Source organism: Streptomyces sp. PA03-1a, assembly GCF_033792805.1.
In the GTDB taxonomy this organism is placed as follows: domain Bacteria; phylum Actinomycetota; class Actinomycetes; order Streptomycetales; family Streptomycetaceae; genus Actinacidiphila.
This window is the reverse complement of sequence record NZ_JARAVO010000172.1, coordinates 1-21,069: the sequence shown is the minus strand read 5'-3', so window position 1 is coordinate 21,069 and position 21,069 is coordinate 1. Positions and strand designations below refer to the sequence as shown.

Here is a 21,069-nt window from a genome sequence, read left to right as displayed (position 1 = left end):
GCCGGGGCCGGTGTGGATGCGGGTGCGGGTGTGGCGGGGGGTGCGGCCTCGGCGGGCCGGGCCGGTCCGCCCATCGCCGCGCGCGCCGCGGCGGGGCCGCCGCCGGGCGGGAGCGGTTCGCCGAACTCCACGACCGGGGCCGCCGGGCCGCCCGCGGGGGCCGCGAAACCACCGGCGGAGGCGCGGCGTTCCAGCCGGTCCAGGCGGGCCTGCAGCGACCGCTCGTCGTCGTAGGCCGCCGGCAGCAGCACGCGGGCGCAGATCAACTCCAGCTGCAGACGCGGCGAGGTCGCCCCGCGCATCTCCGTGAGCCCGCTGTTGACCAGGTCCGCGGCACGGCTGAGCTCCGCCGCCCCGAACACCCCGGCTTGGGCCCGCATCCGCTCCACGACGTCGGCGGGGGCGTCGATCAGCCCCTTCTCCAACGCGTCCGGCACCGCCGCGAGGATCACCAGGTCCCGCAGCCGCTCCAGCAGGTCGGCCACGAAGCGCCGCGGGTCGTGCCCGCCCTCGATCACGCGGTCCACGACCTCGAACGCCGCCGCGCCGTCCCCGGCGGCGAAGGCGTCCACGACGTCGTCCAGCAGCGCGGCGTCGGTGTAGCCGAGCAGCGAGGTCGCCATGGCGTACGTCACACCGGCCTCGCCCGCACCGGCGAGCAACTGGTCCATCACGGACATCGAGTCACGCACCGAGCCGGCCCCGGACCGGACCACCAGCGGGTACACCCCTGCCTCGACCGGGATCGCCTCCCGCTCGCAGACCTCCGCCAGGTAGTCGCGCAGCGTGCCGGGCGGCACCAGCCGGAACGGGTAGTGGTGGGTGCGCGACCGGATGGTGCCGATGACCTTCTCGGGCTCGGTGGTCGCGAAGATGAACTTCAGGTGCTCCGGGGGCTCCTCGACCACCTTCAGCAGGGCGTTGAAGCCCGCCGAGGTGACCATGTGCGCCTCGTCGATGATGTAGATCTTGTAACGGCTGCTCGCCGGCCCGAAGAAGGCCTTCTCCCGCAGGTCGCGGGCGTCGTCCACACCGCCGTGCGACGCCGCGTCGATCTCGATCACGTCGATCGACCCCGGGCCGTTGCGGGCCAGGTCGCGGCACGACTGGCACTCCCCGCACGGCGTCGGCGTCGGGCCCTTCTCGCAGTTCAGGCAGCGCGCCAGGATGCGGGCGCTGGTCGTCTTGCCGCAGCCGCGCGGCCCGCTGAACAGGTACGCGTGGTTGACCCGGTTGTTCCGCAGCGCCTGCTGCAGCGGGTCCGTGACGTGCTCCTGCCCGATGACCTCGGCGAAGGACTCGGGACGATAGCGGCGGTACAGAGCGAGGGACACGCCTACGACGATATCGGCCCCCACCGACACCCGGGCCCCGCGCGTGTGACGGCCCCCACACCGGCGGCCCCCGCGGCCGCCCCGGGCCGCGTTCCCACAGGCCCGCGGGCAGCAAAAGACCCCTCACGCACCCGCCAGAGCCCACCTACCCTTGCTGCCTTCCGGCCCTGGGGGAGTTCAGCGAGATAGCGCCACGTGAGGGGCTACGCCCACCCTACCTGATCGGATCACCCGGGAACGAGTTCGCGAGCACTCCCTCCGGTCTAGTAATGTTTGCCGCGGAGGATTCGCCTAGAGGCCTAGGGCGCACGCTTGGAAAGCGTGTTGGGGGCAACCCCTCACGAGTTCGAATCTCGTATCCTCCGCCAGTGCCTCACCGGGCACGTTGTCGAAGGGCCCCACCGGTCGCGGTGGGGCCCTTCGACGTTCCTCGGTGTGTGGGCGTGATCAATGGCGGGTTGGCCCTACGTGCAATCGGCATCCCTTCCGAAGCCCGTTGTCGTGACCGTGCCGGCCCGCATGGTGCTCTCCGGCTGCGGCGCTCAGCGCGCCGCCACCGATCGGAGCCCCGCGGGAAGCGCGGGCTCCGTGCGTCCCCGCTCGGTACCGAGCGCAGCGCCGAACCGGAGATGCGGTTCCTGGAGCTGATCACCTCCGTCACGCAGAGCCGCACCACGGACGTCCCCGGCGACAAGGGTGAGGTGCCCGAGCCCGAGGACCTGCCCGGTCGAGGAGGCTCACCCGCGCCGAGGTACGGGTCGGGCGAGACCCCGCCGGGTGTTCCGGACGCCGAGGGCGACATGCCGGTGCCTTTGGACGATTCGGCGCCACCGGAGCCGGACCCTGAGTCCGCCGGGCCCAGACCGGTGGAGGTTCCGCTGACCGCCACCGAGACGTGTGGGGGCGGCGAGCACGCGGAGCGCGTCAACGAGGCGTTGGGGAACACGAAGCCCGGCTACCGGGCCTTGCGCGAGGAGCTGACGGGCATGGGCTACCCGGCGTCGCGCGTTCACCGGATGCCGGATGCCGGATGCCGGATGCCGGATGCCGGACCGTGCCGCGCGGTGAAATCCGCTTTCAACCTCCGGAGGGCGGCGGCGCTCTGAACACGGGTGACAGGACAGGGCCCCGTGCGGGGCCCCGAGAGGAGAGCAGATGCCGGAGAACGGCCGGGGCCCGGGAGCGGCGGCGGGCCCGCGGGCGCCGGAAAGCTTCGAAGCCTTCGCCCGGGCGAGTCAGAAACGGCTGTACCGGACCGCGTACCTGCTGTGCGGGGATGCGGACACGGCCCGGGACCTGACGCAGACCACGCTGGCCAAGCTGTGCCAGCACTGGCGGCGGGCGAGTGCCGCCGACCACATCGAGGCGTACGCCAGGACCGTGCTGACCCGTACGTACCTGGCCGAGCGGAGGCGGCGGCTGCGGGACCTGCTGGCGCACTCGCGTCCCGGGCCGGGGCCCTCGCCCGACCATGCCGACCTGCGGGTGACGCTGTTGTCGGCGCTCGCCGGACTGCCGCCCAGGGCCAGGGCCATGGTCGTGCTGCGCTACTGGGAGGACCAGAGCGTCGAGTCCGTCGCCACGCTGCTGAAGTGCAGCGAGTCCACCGTCAAGAGCCAGTGCTCACGCTCCCTGGCCAAGTTGCGCGCCCAGTTGGGCGAGGCCCACGTCTACGCCACGGGAAGCTGAGGGACCGCCATGGGAGACAACATGCCCGAGGACGAGCACGGGAGCGCCCTGCTGGTGAGGGACGCCATGGAGCACGCGGTGGCGCAGCTGCCGCCCGCCCACGACCTGGTGCCCGCGGCGGTGGTCCAGGGACGGCGCCGCAGGGCACGGGTCCGGGTCGCCGTCGCCGCCGGGGTCGCCTGTGCGGTCGGGGCCGTGGTGTTCGGATCCGCGGCGCTGCCGGGCGGGGACGGCGGGGGCAGGACGGTCCGTCCCGCCGCGAGCACCACACCCGCGCCGCGTACGTCCGAGGAGCCGGCGCCGTACCGGACGCCGGTCCACCTCGAACCCACCAGTGACACCGAGGAGTCCATGGCCGATCTGCCGCCCGCCGAGCGCGAGCGCCAGGAGGGGTTCCAGCAGCAGGCGGCGGTCCTCCTCGACGAGCTGCTTCCGGACGCGGTCGGCCTGATCCGGCCGGTCGACCTCGCGGTGTGGCACTACCAGGGTGAGACCGCGGGCGGGAAGGTGTTCACCGTCAGCCTGTCGGTGCGGCCCTCCGGCGGTGCCCCCGGGACGACCCGGCACGGGGCCACGTGCCCCGAGGACCCCGACTCCCTCAGGGGCGGCAGCTGCGCGCAGGGCACGCTGCCGGGCGGCGTCAAGGTGGCGGCGTACCGCCTGCTCGACGGCTCCCCGGACACGATGTACACCCGGGTCCGCTTCGTCTACGGCCACAGCGACGTGGAACTCGCCGTCTACCCCGACCAGGACACGAAGACCTCCGCCCCGGTCACCGCGGGACAACTGCTGGCGGTGGTGCGCGACCGGCGCTTCCTCGACCTGGTGCGGTACGCCGACGCGCATCCCGTGGAGAAGAAGCAGATCCCCGTCCTGGGCGGCTGAGCGGCGCAGCCACCGGGCGGCACGAGGACCCCGGCCGGGATCCGGCCGGGGTCCTTCGGGTCGTACGCGGGGTGGGTCAGCGGACGGTGGAGCGGGCGGCCTGCTCGATGATGCGGGTCACCGCGCCGGGGCGGGAGACCGAGACGGCGTGGGAGGCCTTGACCTCGACGGTGTGGGCGTGGGCCCGCTCGGCCATGAAGCGCTGGGCGGCGAGGGTGATGTTCTTGTCCTGGGTGGTGACCAGGTCCCAGGACGGGATGGTCCGCCAGGCGGCACCCGCGGCCTTCTCGTCGAAGACCGACGCGGCCACGGGGCGCTGGGTGGCGGCCATCTGCTCGGCGACGGACTTCGGCACGTCGGCGGCGAACTGGGCGCGGAACTTGTCGGCCTTGATGTACAGGTCGGTGCCGGTGCCCCCGCCGGGGAGCGGGAAGGGCACGGCGTTGAGGGTCTCGCCCAGGGTGCCGCCGGGGAACTTGTCGGAGATCTGCGTGACGGTCTCGCCCTTGTCCGGGGCGAAGGCGGCTATGTAGACCAGCGCCTTGACGTTGGGGGAGTCGGCCGCGGCCTCGGTGATCACCGAGCCGCCGTAGGAGTGGCCGACGAGCACGACCGGGCCCTTCACGCTCTTCAGGAAGCTGTGCACGTACGCCGAGTCGCTCGCCAGGCCGCGCAGCGGATTGGCCGGGGCCACAACCGGATAGCCCGCGTGCTTCAGGCGTGACACCACGCCGTTCCAGCTGGAGGAGTCCGCGAACGCGCCGTGCACCAGGACGACCGTGGGCTTCTTCTCCTGCGGGCGGTGCGCGGCCTTGGCGGCGCTGGCCGGGGCCGTGGCCGTCAGCGTGAGGGCCGCGACGCCGGCGGCGGCGCCCAGGACGGCGACGCTCTTGCGGGTGGGGCGGAGGACGGTCTTGAGGTTCACGGTGGCTCCTTGGCGTACGGCGCCCGGCTGGCACGCCGGGCAGGCGGTCGGTCCGGGGCGTCCGCTCCGGGCGATGACGAGAAATCTAGCGTCCGTTTAACTTGTGCGCAAGCTAATCGACTACGAGTTACTAGCCCGCACGGAAGGTGCGACAATGTCCGCCGGGAGAACCACCGACGACCAAGGAGGGGGAGGGAATCGTGAACGACGACACCCGCGCACCCGGGAACGGCGGCACCGCGGAGCCCTCGCTGCTGCTGGACGACCACTTCTGCTTCACGCTGTACGCGGCCTCGCGCGCGGTCACCGGCGTCTACCGGCCGCTGCTGGACGCGGTGGGCCTGACCTACCCCCAGTACCTGGTCATGGTCGTGCTCTGGGAGCACGGCACCGTGTCCGTCAAGGAGCTGGTGGCCGCCCTGCACCTGGACTACGGGACGCTCACGCCGCTGATCAAGCGCCTGGAGTCGCACGGCCTGCTCGAGCGGCAGCGCCGGGCTGACGACGAGCGGGTGGTGGAGGTGGCGCTGACCCCGGAGGGGACCGCGCTGCGGGAGCGGATCCGCACCGTGCCCCTGGCGATCGGGGAGGCCATGGGGCTGACCCGGGAGGAGATCGGGACCGCACAGGACCTGCTGCGCCGGCTGACGGCGAACGTGGACCGCCACACCACGGGCGCCGAGCCCGCCGCGACGACGCCGTAGCCGCCGTAGCCGCCGTAGCCGCCGTAGCCGCCGCTTGAGCGTGGTCGCCCTGGGCAACAGAATGGTCCCGCGGCGTTGATCACGTGTGTGCCGGGACGCACGGCGTCCGGCCGGGGGATGAGGTATGGGACTGCCGGAGGACCCTCCGGGGCGCGTGATGGGGGAGCGTGAGTTCGACACCTTCTACGGCGCGAGCGTGGGCCGCCTCATCGGCCAGCTGTACGCGATGACGGGCGACCTCGCGGAGTCGCAGGACGTGGTGCAGGAGGCGTTCGCCCGGGCCTGGGAGCACCGGGCCGAACTCGATCTGCACGGCGCGCCCGAGGCCTGGGTGCGCACGGTGGCGTGGCGCCTGGCCGTCAGCCGCTGGCGACGCGTGCGCACCGCGCTGACGCTGGCCCGCCGGCAGGGCCCGCCCCCGGTCGTGCCGCCGCCGGAACCGCACCACGTGGTGCTGGTCGAGGCCTTGCGGCAGCTGCCTGAGGGGCAGCGGCGGGCCGTCGTCCTGCACCATCTGTGCGACCTGCCGGTGGAGCAGGTGGCCGCCGAGACCGGCTCCCCGGTCGGCACCGTCAAGGTGCACCTCAGCCGCGGGCGGGCGACGCTCGCGCGGTTGCTGGCGCACACGGAACTGGACCCCGGGGCGGGCCGACTTCCGGAGGGGAAGCATGGCTGACGGGACCGAGCTGGGCAGGCTCCTCACCGAACTCGCCGAGTCCGGCCGGGGGCGGGCCGTACCGGCGGCCGCGCACCAGGTACGGGCCCGCGGCGAAAGGCGCCGCCGCCGCGCGCGGACGGTACGGGCGTCCGTCGTGGCGGTGCTCGCCTGCGCGCTGCTGGGCGGCGGCCTCGCGCTGGCCGGGACCGCCCGGGTACCGGAACCGGCGGCGGTCACCCCGTCACCGCCGCCCTCCCCCTTCGTCCGCCCGACCCCCGCACCGGGCGAGGAGTACGCCAGCGAACTGGGGTACGTCCACGACGCGGTGGCCCAGGGCGACAGCGTGCGGGTCACCGTGCGGCAGCTCCGGGCGGCCGCGGGCGGGACGCCGACGCCCACCGGCGTGGTGCACACGCTGACCCTGCCGCGCACGACGCTCGTGGAGACGCGCCGGCTGTGGGGCGGACAGCCCGAGGACCGTCAACTGGGTGAGCTGGTCGGCCGGCTGGCCGGAGGGCCGCGGTGGATGTTCGAGATCGACTACGACGGCGAGGGACGGGTGGAGTCCCTGCGGGAGGCCGGTTAGCGCGGCGGGGAGTTGTTACCGGTCCATGACATTCCCGGTGTAACCCGCGTGGCGGGCCGGTGCGTAGAGCCTGTGCACGCCACCCGTACCCGACCCGATGGGACCCACCGTGTTCGCCTCGTCCTCCCCGCGCCGCCGCGCCGCCGCCCGGATCACCGCCCTCGCCCTCACCGCCCTCGCCCTCACCGCCTGTTCCGGGGAGGGCAGGCACGAAGCGGATACCGCCCGTGCCGACGCGGCCGCCTCCTCCCCCGCACCGGCGACGGCTTCGGCCCCCGCCTCGCCCTCGGCGCAGCGCTCCGGCACGCCCTCCTCCTCCTACTCCGCCCAGCCCCCGGCATCGGACGGCCCGTCGGACGCGCGGTCGCCGCAGGCCCCTGCGCGCTGGGCCGGCGGCAAGCAGTTCGTGCAGATCGACAACGCGTGGATCAAGGACGGGCGCACGTACCTCTCGGTGCGCTCCGCCCGCAAGGAACCCCTCACGGGACCGATCGAGGGGTGGGACATCATCCCCGGCAAGGGCCCGTACACGACGGTGCGCATGGCCCCGGAGGGCCGGGTCCTGCTGTCGGTCCCGCTGGGCGACGACTCCGCCCCCCACACCTACTCCCAGGCGCAGTTCATCACCCGGTGGTGGGCCCAGCCCGCCCCGGAACGCGGGTGGCTGGGCTACGACGTCAGTTTCGACCTGAACGGCGAGGTGGTCAGGCTCCAGTCGCTCTACCGCCCCTGAGCCCGCGGCGGCAAGGGTGTGCACGGGTCCCGGCCCGAGAACGGGCCGGGACCCGGTGCGCGCAGCGGCCCGGGGGTCAGGAGGTCAGCGCGGCCCGGCCGCGGTCCGCCCGCGTCGGTCCGGTGGCCGAAGGCCGCACGTCGAAGTCGAACATGGCGGTCGGCACGTACAGGGAGCAGCACGCGTTGGGGATGTCGACGATGCCGCTGATGCGTCCCTCTATGGGGGACGAGCCGAGCAGCAGGTAGGCCTGCTCGCCGCTGTAGCCGAACTTCTTGAAGTACTCGACGGCGTTGAGGCACGCGCGGCGGTAGGCGAGCGTCGCGTCGAGGTAGTAGTTGGTGTCCGTGTCGTGGTCGACGGAGATCCCGATGAAGGTGAGGAAGTCCGAGTAACGCGGTTCGACGTTGCCGGGCATGAACACCGGGTTGGTCGAGATGCCGTACGTCTCCATGCCGCCCTTGATCAGGTCGACGTGGAAGTCGATGAACCCGCCCATCTCGATGGCGCCGCAGAAGGTGATCTCCCCGTCGCCCTGGCTGAAGTGCAGGTCGCCGCCGGAGAGCTTGGCGTCCTTGACGTGCACCGGGTAGAAGACCCGGGAACCCCGCGTGAAGTTCTTGATGTCGTGGTTGCCTCCGTTCTCACGGGCCGGCACCGTGCGGGCGCCCTCCGCGCAGATGCGCGTGGCCAGGTCCCCGGTGGCCGTGCCGGCGAGCGCGTGGGAGGGGTCCGGGGGGACGGCCAGCGGCGGGACGCGTTCGGGGTCGGTGTCGATGAGCGCCTTCTCGCGCGCGTTCCACCGGCCCAGCAGCTCGGCGGAGGGGGCGGTCCCGAACAGCCCGGGGTGGGTGATGCCGGTGAAGCGGATCCCGGGCAGGTGCCGGGAGACCGCCTGCTGACCGTGGAAGTCCCACACCGCCTTGTAGGCGTCGGGGAAGTAGTCGGTCAGGAAGCCTCCGCCGTTGGCCTTGGCGAAGATGCCGGTGTACCCCCAGCCCTGGCCCGCCGCGTCCCCGCTCTGCTGGGGTACGGGGCCGAGGTCGAGGATGTCGACGACGAGCAGGTCGCCCGGCTCGGCGCCCTCCACGCCGATCGGGCCGCTGAGCATGTGAGGGATGGTGAGGTCGATGTCGCGGACGTCGTTGGCGGAGTCGTTGTTGCCCACCTGGCAGTCGGTCCAGTCCCGGCACTCCATCCGGAACTCGGCTCCGGGCTTCACCATGGCGGCGACAGGGATGTCAGGGTGCCACCTGTTGTGTCCTGGGGTGTCCTGATCGCGCATCGACTTGGTCTGGTCCACGCTGAAAACTACTTCGGGCATGACAGCCTCTCTTTTTCTGATCCGGTCAGGACGGTGCGCCCACGCCTCCGGCCCGACGGGCCGGGCGGGCGGACGCCTAACCCGGCGACCCGGACGACGACGCGGCGGCCCGGGCCTGTGCGCGCGACTTCCTGGTGAGCGGCCACAGCGCCGCGAACACGACCACTCCGAAGGCACCCAGGGCTATGGCGATCTCCGTGGTGTGCTTCCAGTAGCCGGACAGCAGCAGCGCCGCGGGGATCACACCGGTGACCCAGCCCTCGATCGCCGTCACCCAGCCGACGTAAGTGCCGAGCTCCGTTTTCCTGAGACCGAGCAGCAGGAAGAACAGACCCCACAGGAACGCCCAGTACAGCCAGATGACACCGAACGGGTAGTCCTTGAGGAGATGGAAATTGGCGAACGAGTACCCGAGGGCGACAATCGCCACGAACAGGGAGTACCAGCCGACGCAGACATTGTCGATGTTCGCGAGGATGACGATACCCACGTACAGGTAGGTGAATCCGAAGAGGTAAATCCCGGATGCCGCCAGGATCTTGTCCTGGTCACCGCCGGCCGTGAAGATGAGGTACGTCGGGGTCAGCACCTGCAGTGCACCCACGAAGAGGTTGAACACCGCCGCCGACTTGGGGTCGACCTTCTGCAAAAGCAGCAGGCCGTTCATGAAGAGCACCGCACCGACGAAGAGCAGTCCCACGTTCGCCACGGGGACGCACCTCCTAAGTCCGCGTGGGGACGGATTGCCGCCGGCGCGCCTGCTGGTCCCGCCTGGGCGGGAGGAGCGTCCGCGCTCCGGCGTCGGCCCCCCTGAGCACCTCTGACGCGCCGATCACCGCCCTCGGACTAGGGCTTGGGCAGCCGGGACAGCGCCGGATGGGGCCGCGGCTCCGGCCGCTCGCGCGGCGGTGGGGCGGACACGACGTCCGGCATCTCACGGGACTTCTCCTCCCGTTCGCGGGAGGTGGCGAGCCCGTGCGGCGTGAGGGCGAGGGAGGGCGAGCAGAACACGCGCCTGGACTCGCCCGCGCAGGCGGGGCAGTCGTACGCGTCGGGTGCGGAACCTATCGCGAGCTTGACGTCGAAAGGCCCGCAGTTGCTGCAAAGGTATTCATAGGTCGCCATGAAGTTGCCTCCGGTCGTCGGCGCACCCAGGTCAACCTCGACGTCTGCGACACACCCCGTTGAGCGCACGCCGGGGAAACAATCCCTATATCAAGGAGACGCCACGGCAAGACAGTTGTCAAGGTCGGCAGGAGACGTCCGGAGCGCGTCCGAGGGGAGTTCCGGAGTTCCCTTTCCGACGCCATCGGAAACACCGGATTCCATTCACTCGCCCTTCTCCCGGTCCGCTCGCCGGGAATACCTCATCGCCGGCGCGACCGCATTCCGGGTCTCGCGTAGGGGGCGCCGGGAGCCCTTCCCGGCGCGCCGCCCACCCGCCCGCCGGGGCCGGACCGTACCGGTCGCGCCGCCCTGCCCGGGGCGCGGGGCGCCCGACCCGGGCGGTATGACCGCTGTGAGGCGGTTCACTGCGCTTTTTCTGGACGTACACCACTCGCGGCTTTAGCGTTCATATGCATCGGCCTTTTCCGTGAATGCCGTGGCAATGGCGCCGCGCTCATCGGACGGCACACAACGCTTCGCACGGAACAAGGCGAACGCCGGAGAGGTGGACAATGAGCATGGACGCCGTGTGGGTCCGTGGCGTGAACGGGCTCCAGATGCACCACGTCACCGACCTCCAGGACGCCGGCAGGTTCCTGGGCAACGCAGCCATGGCCCTGCGGGCCGCCCACGTGCGGACCGGCGCAGAGCACTACGAGGGCCTCGCCGCCGAGCTCAAGGCCCTGGTCACCCGGGTACGGGAACTGGAGGACCAGGCCCGCTCCGCGATGCACGAGCTGCACGAGACCGACCCGGAGCGCTTCGTCCGCTGCCGCGAGGGCCACGAGCCCTGGCCCGGCGAGATCCAGGCCGGGTTCATCCCCCGCCACACCTGCCGCGACGAGTGCCTTTACCACGACCGCGGCGTGCTCGAGGCGATCACGCAGTGCACCTGCGGCAGGCCGCCCTGCCAGGCCTGCGAGATCGGCGGGAAGCCCGTGATGAACTGATCCACCGCACTTCGCGGCCGCCCGCCCGGGCGGCACGAGGGCCCCGGCCTCCGACGAGGCCGGGGCCTTCGTCATGCTCACCGCCCCGATCCGGAATCCCGTACCGCGACGCCCGGATCCTGTCGCGCGACCGGGCCGGCTACGCGAGGAGGCTGAGCAGCAGCACGAGGACGACCAGCGCGCCCGCCGCGATCGCCAGGCCGCGGGTGACCCGGCTGCGGGAGGGCAGCCCGAGCACCTCGATGCCGGTGGTCCCGGGGAAGGCGTAGAAGACGCGGTCGGGGTCGGTGGGGAGGGTGATGCGGGCGAGGGGCAAGTGACGCAGGACGACGCGGCGGTGGGCCTCGCCGGCGCGCGGGGCGAGGTGCGGGACGAGCGCCTCGGTGTGCGTGGCGTCGAGGTCGCCGGGCAGCGGGTCGTCACCGGTCAGCACCTCCTTGCGCCACCGGCCCGACCGATGGGTGCGGCGGCGGACGAGGAAGGGGGGCCGCTTGCGGGGACGGCGCACCAGTTCCTCGCGGCTGCGCTGCTCGATGAGGCCGCCGACCCAGGTGGTGACGACCCCGCTCCCCCCGCAGGCGTCGTGCGCGACGGTGCCGCCGCCCTTGCACTTGGGGCAGTCGACGAGTCCCGTCCCCTTGCACTGGGCGCACTGCGTGCGGCCCCGCCCGGCACAGGTGGGGCACGCGGCGTCGGGGCGCCGGCACTTGGCGCAGCGGACGCGTCTGGGGACGGTGCGGGACGCGGTCGCCGCCGCGGCGCGGTCGCCGGCGCGGTCCTTGCTACGCGGCCGCGGTCTGCCGGTGCCGTCGCACTCGGCGCAGGACTCCAGTCCGCGGCAGTCGGGGCAGGCCGTGGTGGGGTCACAGGGGAGCCGGCCGCGGCCCTCGCAACGCCTGCAGGCCCATTCGCCGTTGCCGCACTCGCAGGTGTTGTGGCGTACGGATCCCTCGCGCACGAGCTCGATCCGGCGCAGGGTGCCGTGCTCCCCGGGCGGGCCGGGCCGGTGGCCGTCGAGGTGCGTGTAGGTGGCGAGCGCGGAGAGGTCCTTGCGGCCCTTCTCGGTCCTGGCGGTCTCCGTGCGGGTCTCCGTCGTGCGGCGGATGCGGCAGTCGAGGAGGGAGTGCCAGGTGAGGTCCGCTCCGGCGCAGGAGCCGGGGCGGACGGCGCCGCCGTCCCCGGACAGGTGCCGCGCCAGGGCCTGGAGCATCTCGTCGTCGGACGGTGCACCGGACGGGTCCTCGGCCATGACGACCACTCCCCTCGACGGGCGCGAGGCGCGCTGTCGGCAGGGTACGGGGGACCTGACGCTCCATCAAGATCCGGGACGGGGAGGGATCTTGCGACCCCTCCCCGCCGCCCGCTCAGCTCTCGCCGGTGGTGCTGCCGCTCCCGTAGGGACGGGTGATGACCTCCATGCCGTGCCCGGCCGGGTCCATGAAGTAGACGCCGCAGCCGCCGTCGTTGTGGTTGATCTCCCCGGGCCGCTTGCCGTGCGGATCGGCCCAGTAGGTGAGTCCGGCCTCCTGGATCCTGCTCAGGATGCCGTCGAATGCGGCCTCGGGGACGAGGAAGGCGTAGTGCTGCATGACGATCGTCTCCGCCGGGACGGCGGCGAAGTCGAGGGTGACGCCGTTGCTCAGCTGCAGGGGGACGAACGGGCCCCATGCCTCGCCGGCCCGCAGGCCGAGGATGTGCGCGAGGAAGTCGGCGGATTCCCGGTTGTCCCGGGCGTGGACGATGGTGTGGTTCAACTCGACTGACACGGTGGGATGCCTCCGTAAGGCATTCTCACGGGCACCTCCATGCCTCACCCGGCCGGTGACCGGCACGCGATGCCGTGTCTTCGATCCTATGCCGGGACGTAATCCGGTGGGCCGGGGACCGTCGCGGCCCGTACGGTGGACGGCCGGACCGAGCGGGGAGGAAAACGATGACGGACACGGTGACGCTGTGGCGCCCCACCGGGCCGGAGGAGCTGGCCCTGGTCGAGGCGTCGGGGTGGCGGGAGTGGCCGCCGCGGCTGCCCGAGCAGCCGGTCTTCTACCCGGTGCTCGACGAGGACTACGCGATCCGGATCGCCCGCGACTGGAACGTCCCCGCCTCCGGCGCCGGTTACGTGACGCGCTTCGAGGTCGAGGCCGGGTTCGCCGCCCGCTACCCGGTGCGCCAGGTGGGCGGCCGGACGATCCTCGAGCTGTGGGTCCCGGCGGAGGAACTCCCTGAGTTCAACCGGCACATCGTGGGCCGGATCGAGCTCGTCCACGAGTTCCTGGGCACGTAGCGGCGGGGCCCCGGGCAGGCGCCGCCGCCGCGCTCACGCCCGGCGTCCGCGGGACCCGCTGCCCGCGGACGGGGGCTGCCCCGCATCCGGAGCGACCGGGCGGAACTGGGGGCCGTAGGTGTGGCGCCCGTCGCCGAGCGGGATCTCCATGAGGGCCAGGGCGGGCTCCTCCAGCTGCTCCATCGTCTTGATCGCGCGGTTGAGCGCGCCGTGGTCCGCGGACTGCCAGGCGGCCTCCAGGTCGCGCAGCAGTTCGCCGTAGGCGCTGTCGAAGCGGCGCAGCAGCGTCGCGGCCTCGCGCGGCGGGTGGGGCCAGCCGCCCCGGGGGACCACGCCCATGGGGTGGACGTCCGGGAAGGGGACGGGCGGCCCGCTGAACGCCCACACGCCGTCGGCCTCCTCCAGGGTGCGGCCGTGGTAGATCTCGGCGAAGGCGTAGTAGTGCGCCACGTCGCGGTGGCCCCCGGTGGCCTCGCCGGACGGCGCCTCGGGGGAGGCCGAGCTGCCCTCGCCCTGCTCCTTGATGATCTCCACGGCGGCGACGACGTCGTCCAGGTTCCGCATCGGACGCAGTTCGTCGGGGCCGATGCGCTGGCCCATCTGACCGCGGACGCTGAGCTCGGGGCGGTGGTCGAGGAAGGCGGTGACGAGACCGTCGTAGAAGTCGCCGATGGTCGGCGGCCCGGCGGACGGCTCGGGCAGCGGGGACTCCGGGGTCTCGATGGCCATGAGGACGTCCCGCACGTACGCGCGGGTGAGCCCGGAGAGGTACACCGTCAGGTTGCTGCGCACGCCGCCGGGCAGGGGCGCGGGGTACTCGGGGGTGACGGAGGCGATCCGCGGCCGCCCGCCCACGGCGACGAGCATGTTGCAGGCCAGCCCCATGTGGAACATCTCGTCGGTGACGATGCCGCGGATCAGGTTGGCGACCGTGTCGGACCGGTCCCGCACCGACCACCAGGCGCACAGGTAGGGCGGGATGGTGGCGAGTTCCAGCTCCACGGCCACCTGCAGGGCCTGCCGCAGCCAGTCGTCACGGCGGGACGGCGCGGGGACGGCCAGCAGACGGGCGACCATGCCGTGGGCGGCGGCCGCCGCGACGCCGGGAGCGGCCATCGGTGCCGCGGCGGCCGCGGCCGGGACCGCCGCCGCCGGCAGCGACGGTGCGAGCGGGGCCGCGTGGGCGGCGGTGCCGAGGACGGCGGGGCTGACGGCGGCCGCCGCGGCCGACTTGACGAAGCCCCGGCGGTCGAGGGTGACCGCGGTCCCGTGCTCGTTGTCCTGGTCGTCCACCGGTCCCGTCACACAGGTCTCCGTCCCCGAGAAGAATGGCGCGCGGGAGCCGGCACTCGGCGGACCCGCGAGGCTGGCGAAGCTACCAGCCGGGCCCCGGCCCCCGGGCCCGCGACGCCGCGCGCGCCGTGCCGTGCCGCCCGTGCGGCCCAACGGTCCCCGGACGCCGCCCGCCGACGGGCCCCACCGCCCGCCTGACCTGGGCGCCGCGCCCGGCGCGGGCTCCACGGCGGGGGCGGGAACGGGCGTACGCTGCCCGGCGCCCCCTCCCGCACCCGAGGACGCCCAGGCATGCACGACACCGGCGACGCGACCGCGCTCCGTGATCAACACCTATGAGCACGAGGACGCCGAACTGCTGCTCCCAGCGGTGCGCGAGGCGTTGCCCGGGGTGCGGCGGCTGATCTCGCGGGCCCGGGAGGAGGGCGTGGACGTCATCTACGTCAACGACAACTTCGGCCGCTGGCGTTCGCACCACGACGAGAACCTCGACATCGCCCTCGACGGCCCGCACGCCGACCTGGTGGAGCCGGTACGGCCCGACGCGGACTCGCTGTTCGTCGTGAAGGCCCGGCACTCGATCTTCTTCCAGACCCCGCTGGAGTACCTGCTGGGGCAGTTGGGCGTGGGCCGCCTGGTGCTGTGCGGACAGGTGACCGAACAGTGCGTGCTCTACTCCGCGCTGGACGCGCACATCCGCCGCGTGCCCACCGCGGTGGCGCCGGACGCGGTCGCACACATCCACCGGGACCTGGCGGACGCCGCGCTGCGGATGAGGGAGCGCAACATGGGCACCCTCGTCGCGCCTTCGTCCGGGATCGCGCTGCGCGCCTGAGCCCGGGCTGCCGGGTCATCACCTCCCGTACCCGTATGGGATCGTACATTCGGGGCATCCGGACCTCAGGAGGTGCTGACGATGGTCCCCCTGCCGGCCGGTCCCGAGGACGACGCGGAGAGCGAGATCGGGCGGCTGCGCGCGGAGAACGAGCAACTGCGTCGCGCCCTGGGCAGCCGGTCGGTCATCGACCAGGCCGTCGGCATGGTGATGGCGCTGACGCCCTGCCCCGGCGACGTGGCCTGGGCGGTCCTCGTCCGGGCCTCCCAGTACGGCAACGTCAAGCTCCGCGACGTCGCCGCCGCGCTCGTGGCGAGCGCGGGGGGCCGGCCCCTGCCGGCGGACGTCCGGCACGCCCTCGGACGGGCCATGCGTCCGTCCGGCTGACCGGGCGTTCCGCGTCAGGCCTCGCCGGCCGCCCGGGTGTTCCCGCTGTTCCCGCTGTGGTCCTCTGCCGCCTCGACCTCCTCGCGGAGGCGGCGGCAGGTGCGGCTGATCAGCCGGGAGACGTGCATCTGGGACAGACCCAACTGGTCGGCGATCTGGGTCTGCGTCATGTCGCGGAAGAACCGCAGGTAGAGGATCTTCCTCTCGCGCGGCGGGAGTTCGCGCAGCCGCGGCGCGACGGCCACGCGGTCCACGACGGAGTCCAGGCACGGGTCCTCGGCGCCCAGGGTGTCGAGGAAGGTGCGGCCCTCCGTGCCGGGGGTGGCGGAGTCCAAGGAGGCGGGGACGAAGCTGTCGAGGGCCTCCATGGCGACCAGCACGTCCTGCTCGCTCATGCGGGCGTGCGCGGCGATCTCGGCGACGGTCGGGGTGCGCCCCTTCGTCCCGACGAGTTCGTGGTGGACGGTACGGACCCGGCTCCGGAGCTCCTGGACCCTGCGGGGGACGTGGACGCCCCACAGGTGGTCGCGGAAATGACGTTTCACCTCACCGACGATGGTGGGGACGGCGAAGCTCTCGAAGGCGCTGCCGCGTGCGGGGTCGTAGCGCTGCACCGCCTTCACCAGGCCGAGCGCGGCGACCTGCCGGAGGTCCTCGGTGGACTCGCCGCGGTGCCGGAAGCGGCGTGCGAGCCGATCCGACATCGGCATCCAGGCGATCACGACCTGCTCGCGCAGCGCGTCCTTCTCCGGGCCGTCCGGGAGCGCCGCGATCCGCCGCAACGCCTCCGCGGTGTCCGGGGTGTCGTCATGCGGACGCGGGCGGGCACCCGGGTGCGGGTGCGGATGCCTGGTACGGGGCTGTCGGGCGGCCATGGCTGGTCCTGCGCCTTCCTGCGGGGGTCCGGGAGCCGCGCCGCGCAGGGCGTGCCGTACGGGAGGACACGCTCCGCGCTCCGGGGCCCGGCCGGGGCGCCCCGCGCGTGCGTGCCTCCCTTCCGAAGCACGGGGAGCGCCTGCCCGAGGCGGCGGGGCGCAAACCCCCGCACCGCGGCCCGGTGGTGATCGGCCGTCAGGGGGCGACGAGCCGCCGGAGCGCCAGCAGGCCCCCGACGCCGGGGACCACGGCGAGGAGCCGCACCGCCGTCGTCGAGCCCTCGGCGCGCACGGCGGTGAGGACGGTGAGGAGGTAGGCGCAGCCGTGGACGGGGCCCATCAGGGACGAGACGGGCCTCCAGTGCGCTGTGGCGAGGTTGACCAGCAGCACGACGAGGGAGAGCAGTTCGACGGCGGCGGCCGCACGCAGCGGGCGCGGCGCGGTCCTTGCGGGCGCGGCCGGGGAACCGGTCGGGGAGGAGGCCACGGTCACGCTCCCGTCGAGGAGCCGGGGCGGACGATCATCAGCACGGTGACGGTCGCCCACAGCAGGTTGAACATCCCCGTGGCCATGCCCAGTCGGGCGGCCGTGCGAGCGGACGCCGTCCCGTCCGCGAGCCCGGCCAGGACGGCGCGCTGCCGCGGCAGGACGACCCCGGCGAGAAGGGCGGCGGCCAGCGCGGTCAGGACGATCGAGACGATCAGCCACACGTCCCCGAGCACCCCCATGCTCGACGCGGTGGCGAGGCCGAAGACCGGGACGACCACGCCGACGGCGGCGTACACGCGGCAGATCCGGTGCAGCAGTCCCGCCGTGTCGGGGGCGCGGCGGACGGCGGGGGGAAACATGCTGGCGGCGACCGTGACGGGTCCGACGGCGACGATCGCGGCCAGGACGTGGACGGCGAGAAGGAACTTGGTCATGTGCGCTTCCCCCTCCTCACACGCCGGCCGGGCCGGCGAGGACGGGGCCCTCGGCGCGCCACACCACGCCCCGGCGTTCGTGGGCGAGCAGCCGTTCCACGAAGTGGGCCACGCGCGGGCCGCTTTCGCGCTCCAGCAGGTGGAGGGCGAGGTCGAGCCCGGAGGTGACGCCGGCCGAGCTCACCAGGTCCCCGTCGTCGACCACCCGGGCGTCCACGACGGTGGCGCCCGCCGCCCGGAGACCGGCCGTCCCGAGGTGGTGGCCCGTCACAGGGCGCCCGCCGATCAGGCCCGCCATGGCGAGCAGGAGCGAACCGCCGCACACCGTGGCCACGGTGACGTCCGGCCGCTCCAGGGCGGTGCGCAGCAAGGGCGGCAGCCCGGTCCGCAGCGCCCGGGCGAGGACGGCCGGGACCGTGTCGCCGTCCTCGCCGTCGCCGTCCTCGCCGTCGCCGTCCGCCGCGGGGATCCGGCCCGCCGCTCCCGGTACGACCACCAGGCCGCCGCGGCCCGGGTCGAAGGCGGCGGCCGCCCGCAGCGACGGCAGCCCCAGGCCCGCGGGCACCTCGCGGGCCCCCTCCGCCGACACGAGCCCGGCGCGGATGCCGCCGGCGGTCAGCACCTCCAGGGGAGCGATGACGTCCAGGGGGTCGAACCCGTCGTACAACACGAACTGAGCGAGCATCTGGGGCCTTCCGGGAGCGGTGCGGGACGCTCCCGACGCTAGGCCCGTAGCCGCATCGCCAGAAGTGGCGGGATTGCCACTTCCCAACGGATTCCCGCCAGCCCTGTCATCAGCACGTGCGGGATGCCACCCAGCTCACAGGCTTGGCGGGAATTCGTCGCCTCTCTACCATGAAGCCATGCACACGGTGGTCGTCCTCGCCCTCGACCAGGTCATCCCCTTCGACCTGGCGGCCCCGATCGAGGTGTTCTCCCGCACCCGCCTGCCCGACGGCCGCCCCGCCTACCGGGTGCGGATCTGCGCCCCCTCGCCCGAGGTCGACGCCGGGCCCTTCGTACTGCGCGCCCCGTACGGACTGGAGGCGCTGGCCGAGGCCGACACGATCGTCCTGCCGGGCACGGCCGACCCCTCGGTGCCGGTGCCCGGGGAGGTGCTGCGGGCGCTGCGGGCGGCCGCCGCGAACGGCACCCGGATCGCCTCGGTCTGTGCCGGGGCCTTCGTGCTCGCCGCCACCGGGCTGGTGGACGGCCTGCGGATCACCACGCACTGGGTGGGCGCGCGGCGGCTGGCGGAGCTCCACCCGGAGGTGACCGTCGACCCGGACGTGCTCTACGTCGACAACGGCCAGTTCCTCACCTCCGCGGGCGCCGCCGCCGCGCTCGACCTGTGCCTGCACATGATCCGCAAGGACCACGGTTCCGCCGTGGCCGCCGACGCCGCCCGGCTGTCCGTCATGCCGCTGGAACGCGAGGGCGGCCAGGCCCAGTTCATCGTCCACGAGCAGCCCCCGGCGCCGGCCGGGACCACCATGGAGCCGCTGCTGCGCTGGCTGGAGGAGAACGCGGACCGCGAACTGGCGCTGGAGGACATCGCCGCGCACGCCGGGACGAGCACCCGCACCCTCAACCGCCGCTTCCGCGAGCAGACCGGCACCACCCCGCTGCAGTGGCTGCACCGGGCCCGTGTCCGCCGGGCCCAGTACCTGCTGGAGACCACGGACCACTCGGTGGACCGGATCGCCGTCCAGGCCGGGTTCGGCTCCCCCACCGCCTTCCGCGAGCGCTTCAAGCGGGTCGTCGGCACCAGCCCGCACGCGTACCGGCGGGCCTTCCGCGGCTGACCCCTGCCTCGCCGCGCCCGGCCCGCACCCGGCCCGCGCCCGGCCCGGCGCCGTTCCGCCATCCGGGGACGGGACGGACGTCAGCCGCAGGACACCCGCAGGTCGCGCGGACCGGGCATGAAGGGGCGACAACACCTGGCGACAACACCTGCGGACAGGCGCGCGACGCGCGGGGGCGAGCGGACCATGGGCATCACCACCACGACGACTCCACACCTCCTGAGCGGCGCGACGCTGCGCCGGATCGCCTGCCTGGCCCCGATCGTGCTGGTCGGGTGGTGGGTGGCCCGGCACTGGCAGCTGATCGCCGACGGGGGCCGCGGGCTGCTCGACGCCAACCGGGGCTGGCTGCTGGCCGCCGTGGCGGCGACCGGGCTGGCCTGGGTGGCGGTGTCGTTCATGCGGCAGGGCACCGTCCTGGAACGGCTGCCGGCGGGACGGCTGCTGGCGACGCAGTTCGCCGCGGGCGCCGCGAACCACCTGCTGCCCGCGGGCATCGGGGCGAGCGCGGTCAACCTGCGCTTCATGCGGGCGTGCGGGCTGCCACCCGCCCGGTCGGCGGCAGCCATCGCGCTGTACTTCCTGGCCGAGTGCGTGGGCCGCGCGACGCTGCTGGCCGTGCTGCTCGCCGCGTTCCCGCACGCGCTGCGGCTCGACGGACTGCTGCCCGACGGCATCTCCGTACCCGTCGGCCCGGCGGCGGGGGCGGCCGCCGGGGTCTGCGCGGTCGCGGCGGTCGTGCTGGTCGCCGTACCGGGGCTGCGGCGGGTGGTGGTCACGTTCCTGGCCACGGCGTTCACCGATGCGCGGACGCTGCACGCCCGGCCGTCGCGGGCCCTCGCGTTGTGGGGCGGCTCGCTCGCCTTCCCCGCCCTGCAGGCCGCCGGCCTCGTCGCGGTCACGATGGCCCTGGGCGTCCCGGTGCCCTTCGCCCACGTCGCCGTCGCCTACCTCGTGGCCAGCGTCGCGGCGGCGGCGCTGCCCACCCCCGGCGGCGTCGGCTCCGTCGACGCGGCCCTCGTGGTGACCCTCGTCGCCACGGGCGCCTCCCTCGCCGCGGCCACCTCGGCCGTGCTCGGCTACCGCATCGTCACGGTGTGGCTCCCCCTCGTCCCCGGCGCGCTGGTCCTGGGTGCGCTGGTCCGCCGGAAGGTCGTCTGACCCCCACGCCCCCGCGACGCGCGCCCCGTCCGCTCGAGCGCCGCCACCACGGGGTTTGCGCGGGCGGGGCGGCGCGTGCCAGGCTGGCCGCGGGGACGGGGCACGGGAGGGCGGAGCACTGGAGCTGCACGAGTACGCGGAGCGGGACGCGACGGGGTTGCGGGAGCTGATCCGCGCCGGCGAGGTGAGCGCGGGCGAGGTCGAAGCCGTCGCGCGCAGGGCCCTGGAGGCGGCGGATGCGGAGCTCAACGCGCTGACGCTGCCGCTGTTCGACCCTGCGCCCGCGCACCGGGCGGACGGGCCGTTCGGCGGTGTGCCCTTCGTGATCAAGGACGGTGGGCCCTTCGTGCGGGGCGTGCCGTTCACCCTCGGCAGCCGGGCCCTGCGGGGTGCCGTGGCGGATGCCGACCACGATCTGATGACCCGCTTCCGCGGGGCGGGCCTGGTGGCGCTCGGCCAGAGCACCGCGCCGGAGTTCGGCCTGAGCTTCGCCACCGAGCCGGTGCGCTACGGGCCGACGCGCAACCCCTGGGACCCGGGGCGCGGGGTG

General features: G+C 73.7%; 26 protein-coding genes, 1 tRNA gene and 1 other RNA gene. 15 read left to right on the top strand and 13 right to left on the bottom strand.

The genetic code is table 11. The features are described 5' to 3' along the window. Together PV341_RS31345 and ffs are read right to left on the bottom strand one after the other, a co-directional pair. Positions 1–1,334: DNA polymerase III subunit gamma and tau (locus PV341_RS31345; protein WP_500359601.1), on the bottom strand; the 1,334-nt coding region annotated here is incomplete at its 3' end. 111 nt (positions 1,335–1,445) lie between these two features. Then, positions 1,446–1,542, bottom strand: an RNA gene (ffs, locus tag PV341_RS31340) — signal recognition particle sRNA small type. Positions 1,543–1,614: 72 nt separating this feature from the next. Between ffs and PV341_RS31335 the strand changes: the two genes are divergently transcribed. From PV341_RS31335 to PV341_RS31320, 4 genes are all read left to right on the top strand, one after another. Continuing rightward, a tRNA-Ser gene (locus PV341_RS31335) sits at positions 1,615–1,702 on the top strand. 261 nt (positions 1,703–1,963) lie between these two features. Further along, a complete protein-coding gene (locus tag PV341_RS31330; RefSeq protein WP_500331851.1) occupies positions 1,964–2,440 on the top strand; it encodes a hypothetical protein in 477 nt (158 codons plus the stop codon). A 49-nt stretch (positions 2,441–2,489) separates the two neighbouring features. After that, complete coding sequence (locus PV341_RS31325; protein WP_500331853.1) at positions 2,490–3,023, top strand: SigE family RNA polymerase sigma factor; 534 nt, start codon at positions 2,490–2,492, stop codon at positions 3,021–3,023. Between the two features lie 9 nt (positions 3,024–3,032). Next, entirely contained in the window at positions 3,033–3,908 is an 876-nt protein-coding gene (locus PV341_RS31320; RefSeq protein ID WP_500331855.1) for a hypothetical protein, read from the top strand. A gap of 76 nt (positions 3,909–3,984) precedes the next feature. Here PV341_RS31320 and PV341_RS31315 read toward each other — a convergent pair whose 3' ends face one another. Beyond that, positions 3,985–4,833 carry an alpha/beta fold hydrolase gene (locus PV341_RS31315; RefSeq protein WP_500359600.1) on the bottom strand — a complete coding sequence of 283 codons (849 nt, stop codon included), beginning with the start codon at positions 4,831–4,833 and terminating at the stop codon, positions 3,985–3,987. Between the two features lie 200 nt (positions 4,834–5,033). Between PV341_RS31315 and PV341_RS31310 the strand changes: the two genes are divergently transcribed. The 4 genes from PV341_RS31310 (at position 5,034) to PV341_RS31295 (ending at position 7,514) form a co-directional block, all read left to right on the top strand. Continuing rightward, the gene (locus tag PV341_RS31310; RefSeq protein WP_500331859.1) at positions 5,034–5,537 is read left to right on the top strand and encodes a MarR family winged helix-turn-helix transcriptional regulator; all 504 of its coding nucleotides are present in this window, start codon (positions 5,034–5,036) and stop codon (positions 5,535–5,537) included. A 124-nt stretch (positions 5,538–5,661) separates the two neighbouring features. Then, entirely contained in the window at positions 5,662–6,213 is a 552-nt protein-coding gene (locus PV341_RS31305; RefSeq protein ID WP_500331861.1) for a SigE family RNA polymerase sigma factor, read from the top strand. Then, complete coding sequence (locus tag PV341_RS31300; RefSeq protein ID WP_500359599.1) at positions 6,206–6,781, top strand: hypothetical protein; 576 nt, start codon at positions 6,206–6,208, stop codon at positions 6,779–6,781. Before PV341_RS31305 ends, PV341_RS31300 begins: the two co-directional genes overlap by 8 nt. Before the next feature lie 97 nt (positions 6,782–6,878). Next, on the top strand, positions 6,879–7,514 hold the full coding sequence (locus PV341_RS31295; protein ID WP_500359598.1) for a hypothetical protein: 636 nt from the start codon (positions 6,879–6,881) through the stop codon (positions 7,512–7,514). Between the two features lie 76 nt (positions 7,515–7,590). Here PV341_RS31295 and fmdA read toward each other — a convergent pair whose 3' ends face one another. The 3 genes from fmdA to PV341_RS31280 form a co-directional block, all read right to left on the bottom strand. Further along, on the bottom strand, positions 7,591–8,838 hold the full coding sequence (gene fmdA / locus PV341_RS31290; protein ID WP_500331867.1) for a formamidase: 1,248 nt from the start codon (positions 8,836–8,838) through the stop codon (positions 7,591–7,593). A 76-nt stretch (positions 8,839–8,914) separates the two neighbouring features. Then, positions 8,915–9,547, bottom strand: a complete 633-nt coding sequence (locus PV341_RS31285; protein ID WP_500359597.1) for an AmiS/UreI family transporter — start codon at positions 9,545–9,547, stop codon at positions 8,915–8,917. A gap of 137 nt (positions 9,548–9,684) precedes the next feature. Next, positions 9,685–9,963, bottom strand: coding sequence for an FmdB family zinc ribbon protein (locus PV341_RS31280; protein ID WP_500331871.1), 279 nt, complete (start codon positions 9,961–9,963; stop codon positions 9,685–9,687). 560 nt (positions 9,964–10,523) lie between these two features. Here PV341_RS31280 and PV341_RS31275 point away from each other — a divergent pair. Beyond that, positions 10,524–10,955 (top strand): hypothetical protein, encoded by a 432-nt coding sequence (locus PV341_RS31275; protein WP_500331928.1) that lies wholly within the window; start codon positions 10,524–10,526, stop codon positions 10,953–10,955. 139 nt (positions 10,956–11,094) lie between these two features. Here the strand turns inward: PV341_RS31275 and PV341_RS31270 are convergent, their stop codons facing one another. After that, positions 11,095–12,204, bottom strand: a complete 1,110-nt coding sequence (locus tag PV341_RS31270; protein WP_500359596.1) for a hypothetical protein — start codon at positions 12,202–12,204, stop codon at positions 11,095–11,097. Between the two features lie 115 nt (positions 12,205–12,319). Continuing rightward, a complete protein-coding gene (locus tag PV341_RS31265; RefSeq protein WP_500359595.1) occupies positions 12,320–12,721 on the bottom strand; it encodes a VOC family protein in 402 nt (133 codons plus the stop codon). A 167-nt stretch (positions 12,722–12,888) separates the two neighbouring features. Here PV341_RS31265 and PV341_RS31260 point away from each other — a divergent pair, with 167 nt between their 5' ends. Further along, positions 12,889–13,239, top strand: coding sequence for a hypothetical protein (locus PV341_RS31260; RefSeq protein ID WP_500331875.1), 351 nt, complete (start codon positions 12,889–12,891; stop codon positions 13,237–13,239). Between the two features lie 33 nt (positions 13,240–13,272). On the opposite strand, the gene PV341_RS31255 is transcribed toward PV341_RS31260, so the two are convergent. Beyond that, positions 13,273–14,544 carry a ferritin-like domain-containing protein gene (locus PV341_RS31255; protein ID WP_500331877.1) on the bottom strand — a complete coding sequence of 424 codons (1,272 nt, stop codon included), beginning with the start codon at positions 14,542–14,544 and terminating at the stop codon, positions 13,273–13,275. A 310-nt stretch (positions 14,545–14,854) separates the two neighbouring features. Between PV341_RS31255 and PV341_RS31250 the strand changes: the two genes are divergently transcribed. Next, a complete protein-coding gene (locus tag PV341_RS31250) occupies positions 14,855–15,367 on the top strand; it encodes a cysteine hydrolase family protein (protein ID WP_500331879.1) in 513 nt (170 codons plus the stop codon). Between the two features lie 81 nt (positions 15,368–15,448). Then, complete coding sequence (locus PV341_RS31245; protein ID WP_500359594.1) at positions 15,449–15,754, top strand: ANTAR domain-containing protein; 306 nt, start codon at positions 15,449–15,451, stop codon at positions 15,752–15,754. Positions 15,755–15,768: 14 nt separating this feature from the next. Here the strand turns inward: PV341_RS31245 and PV341_RS31240 are convergent, their stop codons facing one another. The 4 genes from PV341_RS31240 to PV341_RS31225 form a co-directional block, all read right to left on the bottom strand. Further along, entirely contained in the window at positions 15,769–16,629 is an 861-nt protein-coding gene (locus PV341_RS31240) for a SigB/SigF/SigG family RNA polymerase sigma factor (protein WP_500331883.1), read from the bottom strand. Between the two features lie 196 nt (positions 16,630–16,825). Continuing rightward, entirely contained in the window at positions 16,826–17,116 is a 291-nt protein-coding gene (locus PV341_RS31235; RefSeq protein WP_500331885.1) for a DUF3817 domain-containing protein, read from the bottom strand. A 2-nt stretch (positions 17,117–17,118) separates the two neighbouring features. Beyond that, on the bottom strand, positions 17,119–17,553 hold the full coding sequence (locus tag PV341_RS31230; RefSeq protein WP_500331887.1) for a hypothetical protein: 435 nt from the start codon (positions 17,551–17,553) through the stop codon (positions 17,119–17,121). Between the two features lie 16 nt (positions 17,554–17,569). Then, complete coding sequence (locus tag PV341_RS31225) at positions 17,570–18,238, bottom strand: DJ-1/PfpI family protein (RefSeq protein ID WP_500359592.1); 669 nt, start codon at positions 18,236–18,238, stop codon at positions 17,570–17,572. Positions 18,239–18,416: 178 nt separating this feature from the next. Here PV341_RS31225 and PV341_RS31220 point away from each other — a divergent pair, with 178 nt between their 5' ends. The 3 genes from PV341_RS31220 to PV341_RS31210 all read left to right on the top strand — a co-directional run. Then, positions 18,417–19,358: a GlxA family transcriptional regulator gene (locus PV341_RS31220; RefSeq protein WP_500331891.1), complete on the top strand. Its 942-nt coding sequence runs from the start codon at positions 18,417–18,419 to the stop codon at positions 19,356–19,358. Between the two features lie 186 nt (positions 19,359–19,544). Further along, complete coding sequence (locus PV341_RS31215) at positions 19,545–20,519, top strand: lysylphosphatidylglycerol synthase transmembrane domain-containing protein (RefSeq protein ID WP_500331893.1); 975 nt, start codon at positions 19,545–19,547, stop codon at positions 20,517–20,519. A 157-nt stretch (positions 20,520–20,676) separates the two neighbouring features. Continuing rightward, positions 20,677–21,069, top strand: a 393-nt coding sequence (locus PV341_RS31210) for an amidase family protein (protein WP_500359590.1), incomplete at its 3' end; no start/stop codon positions are given.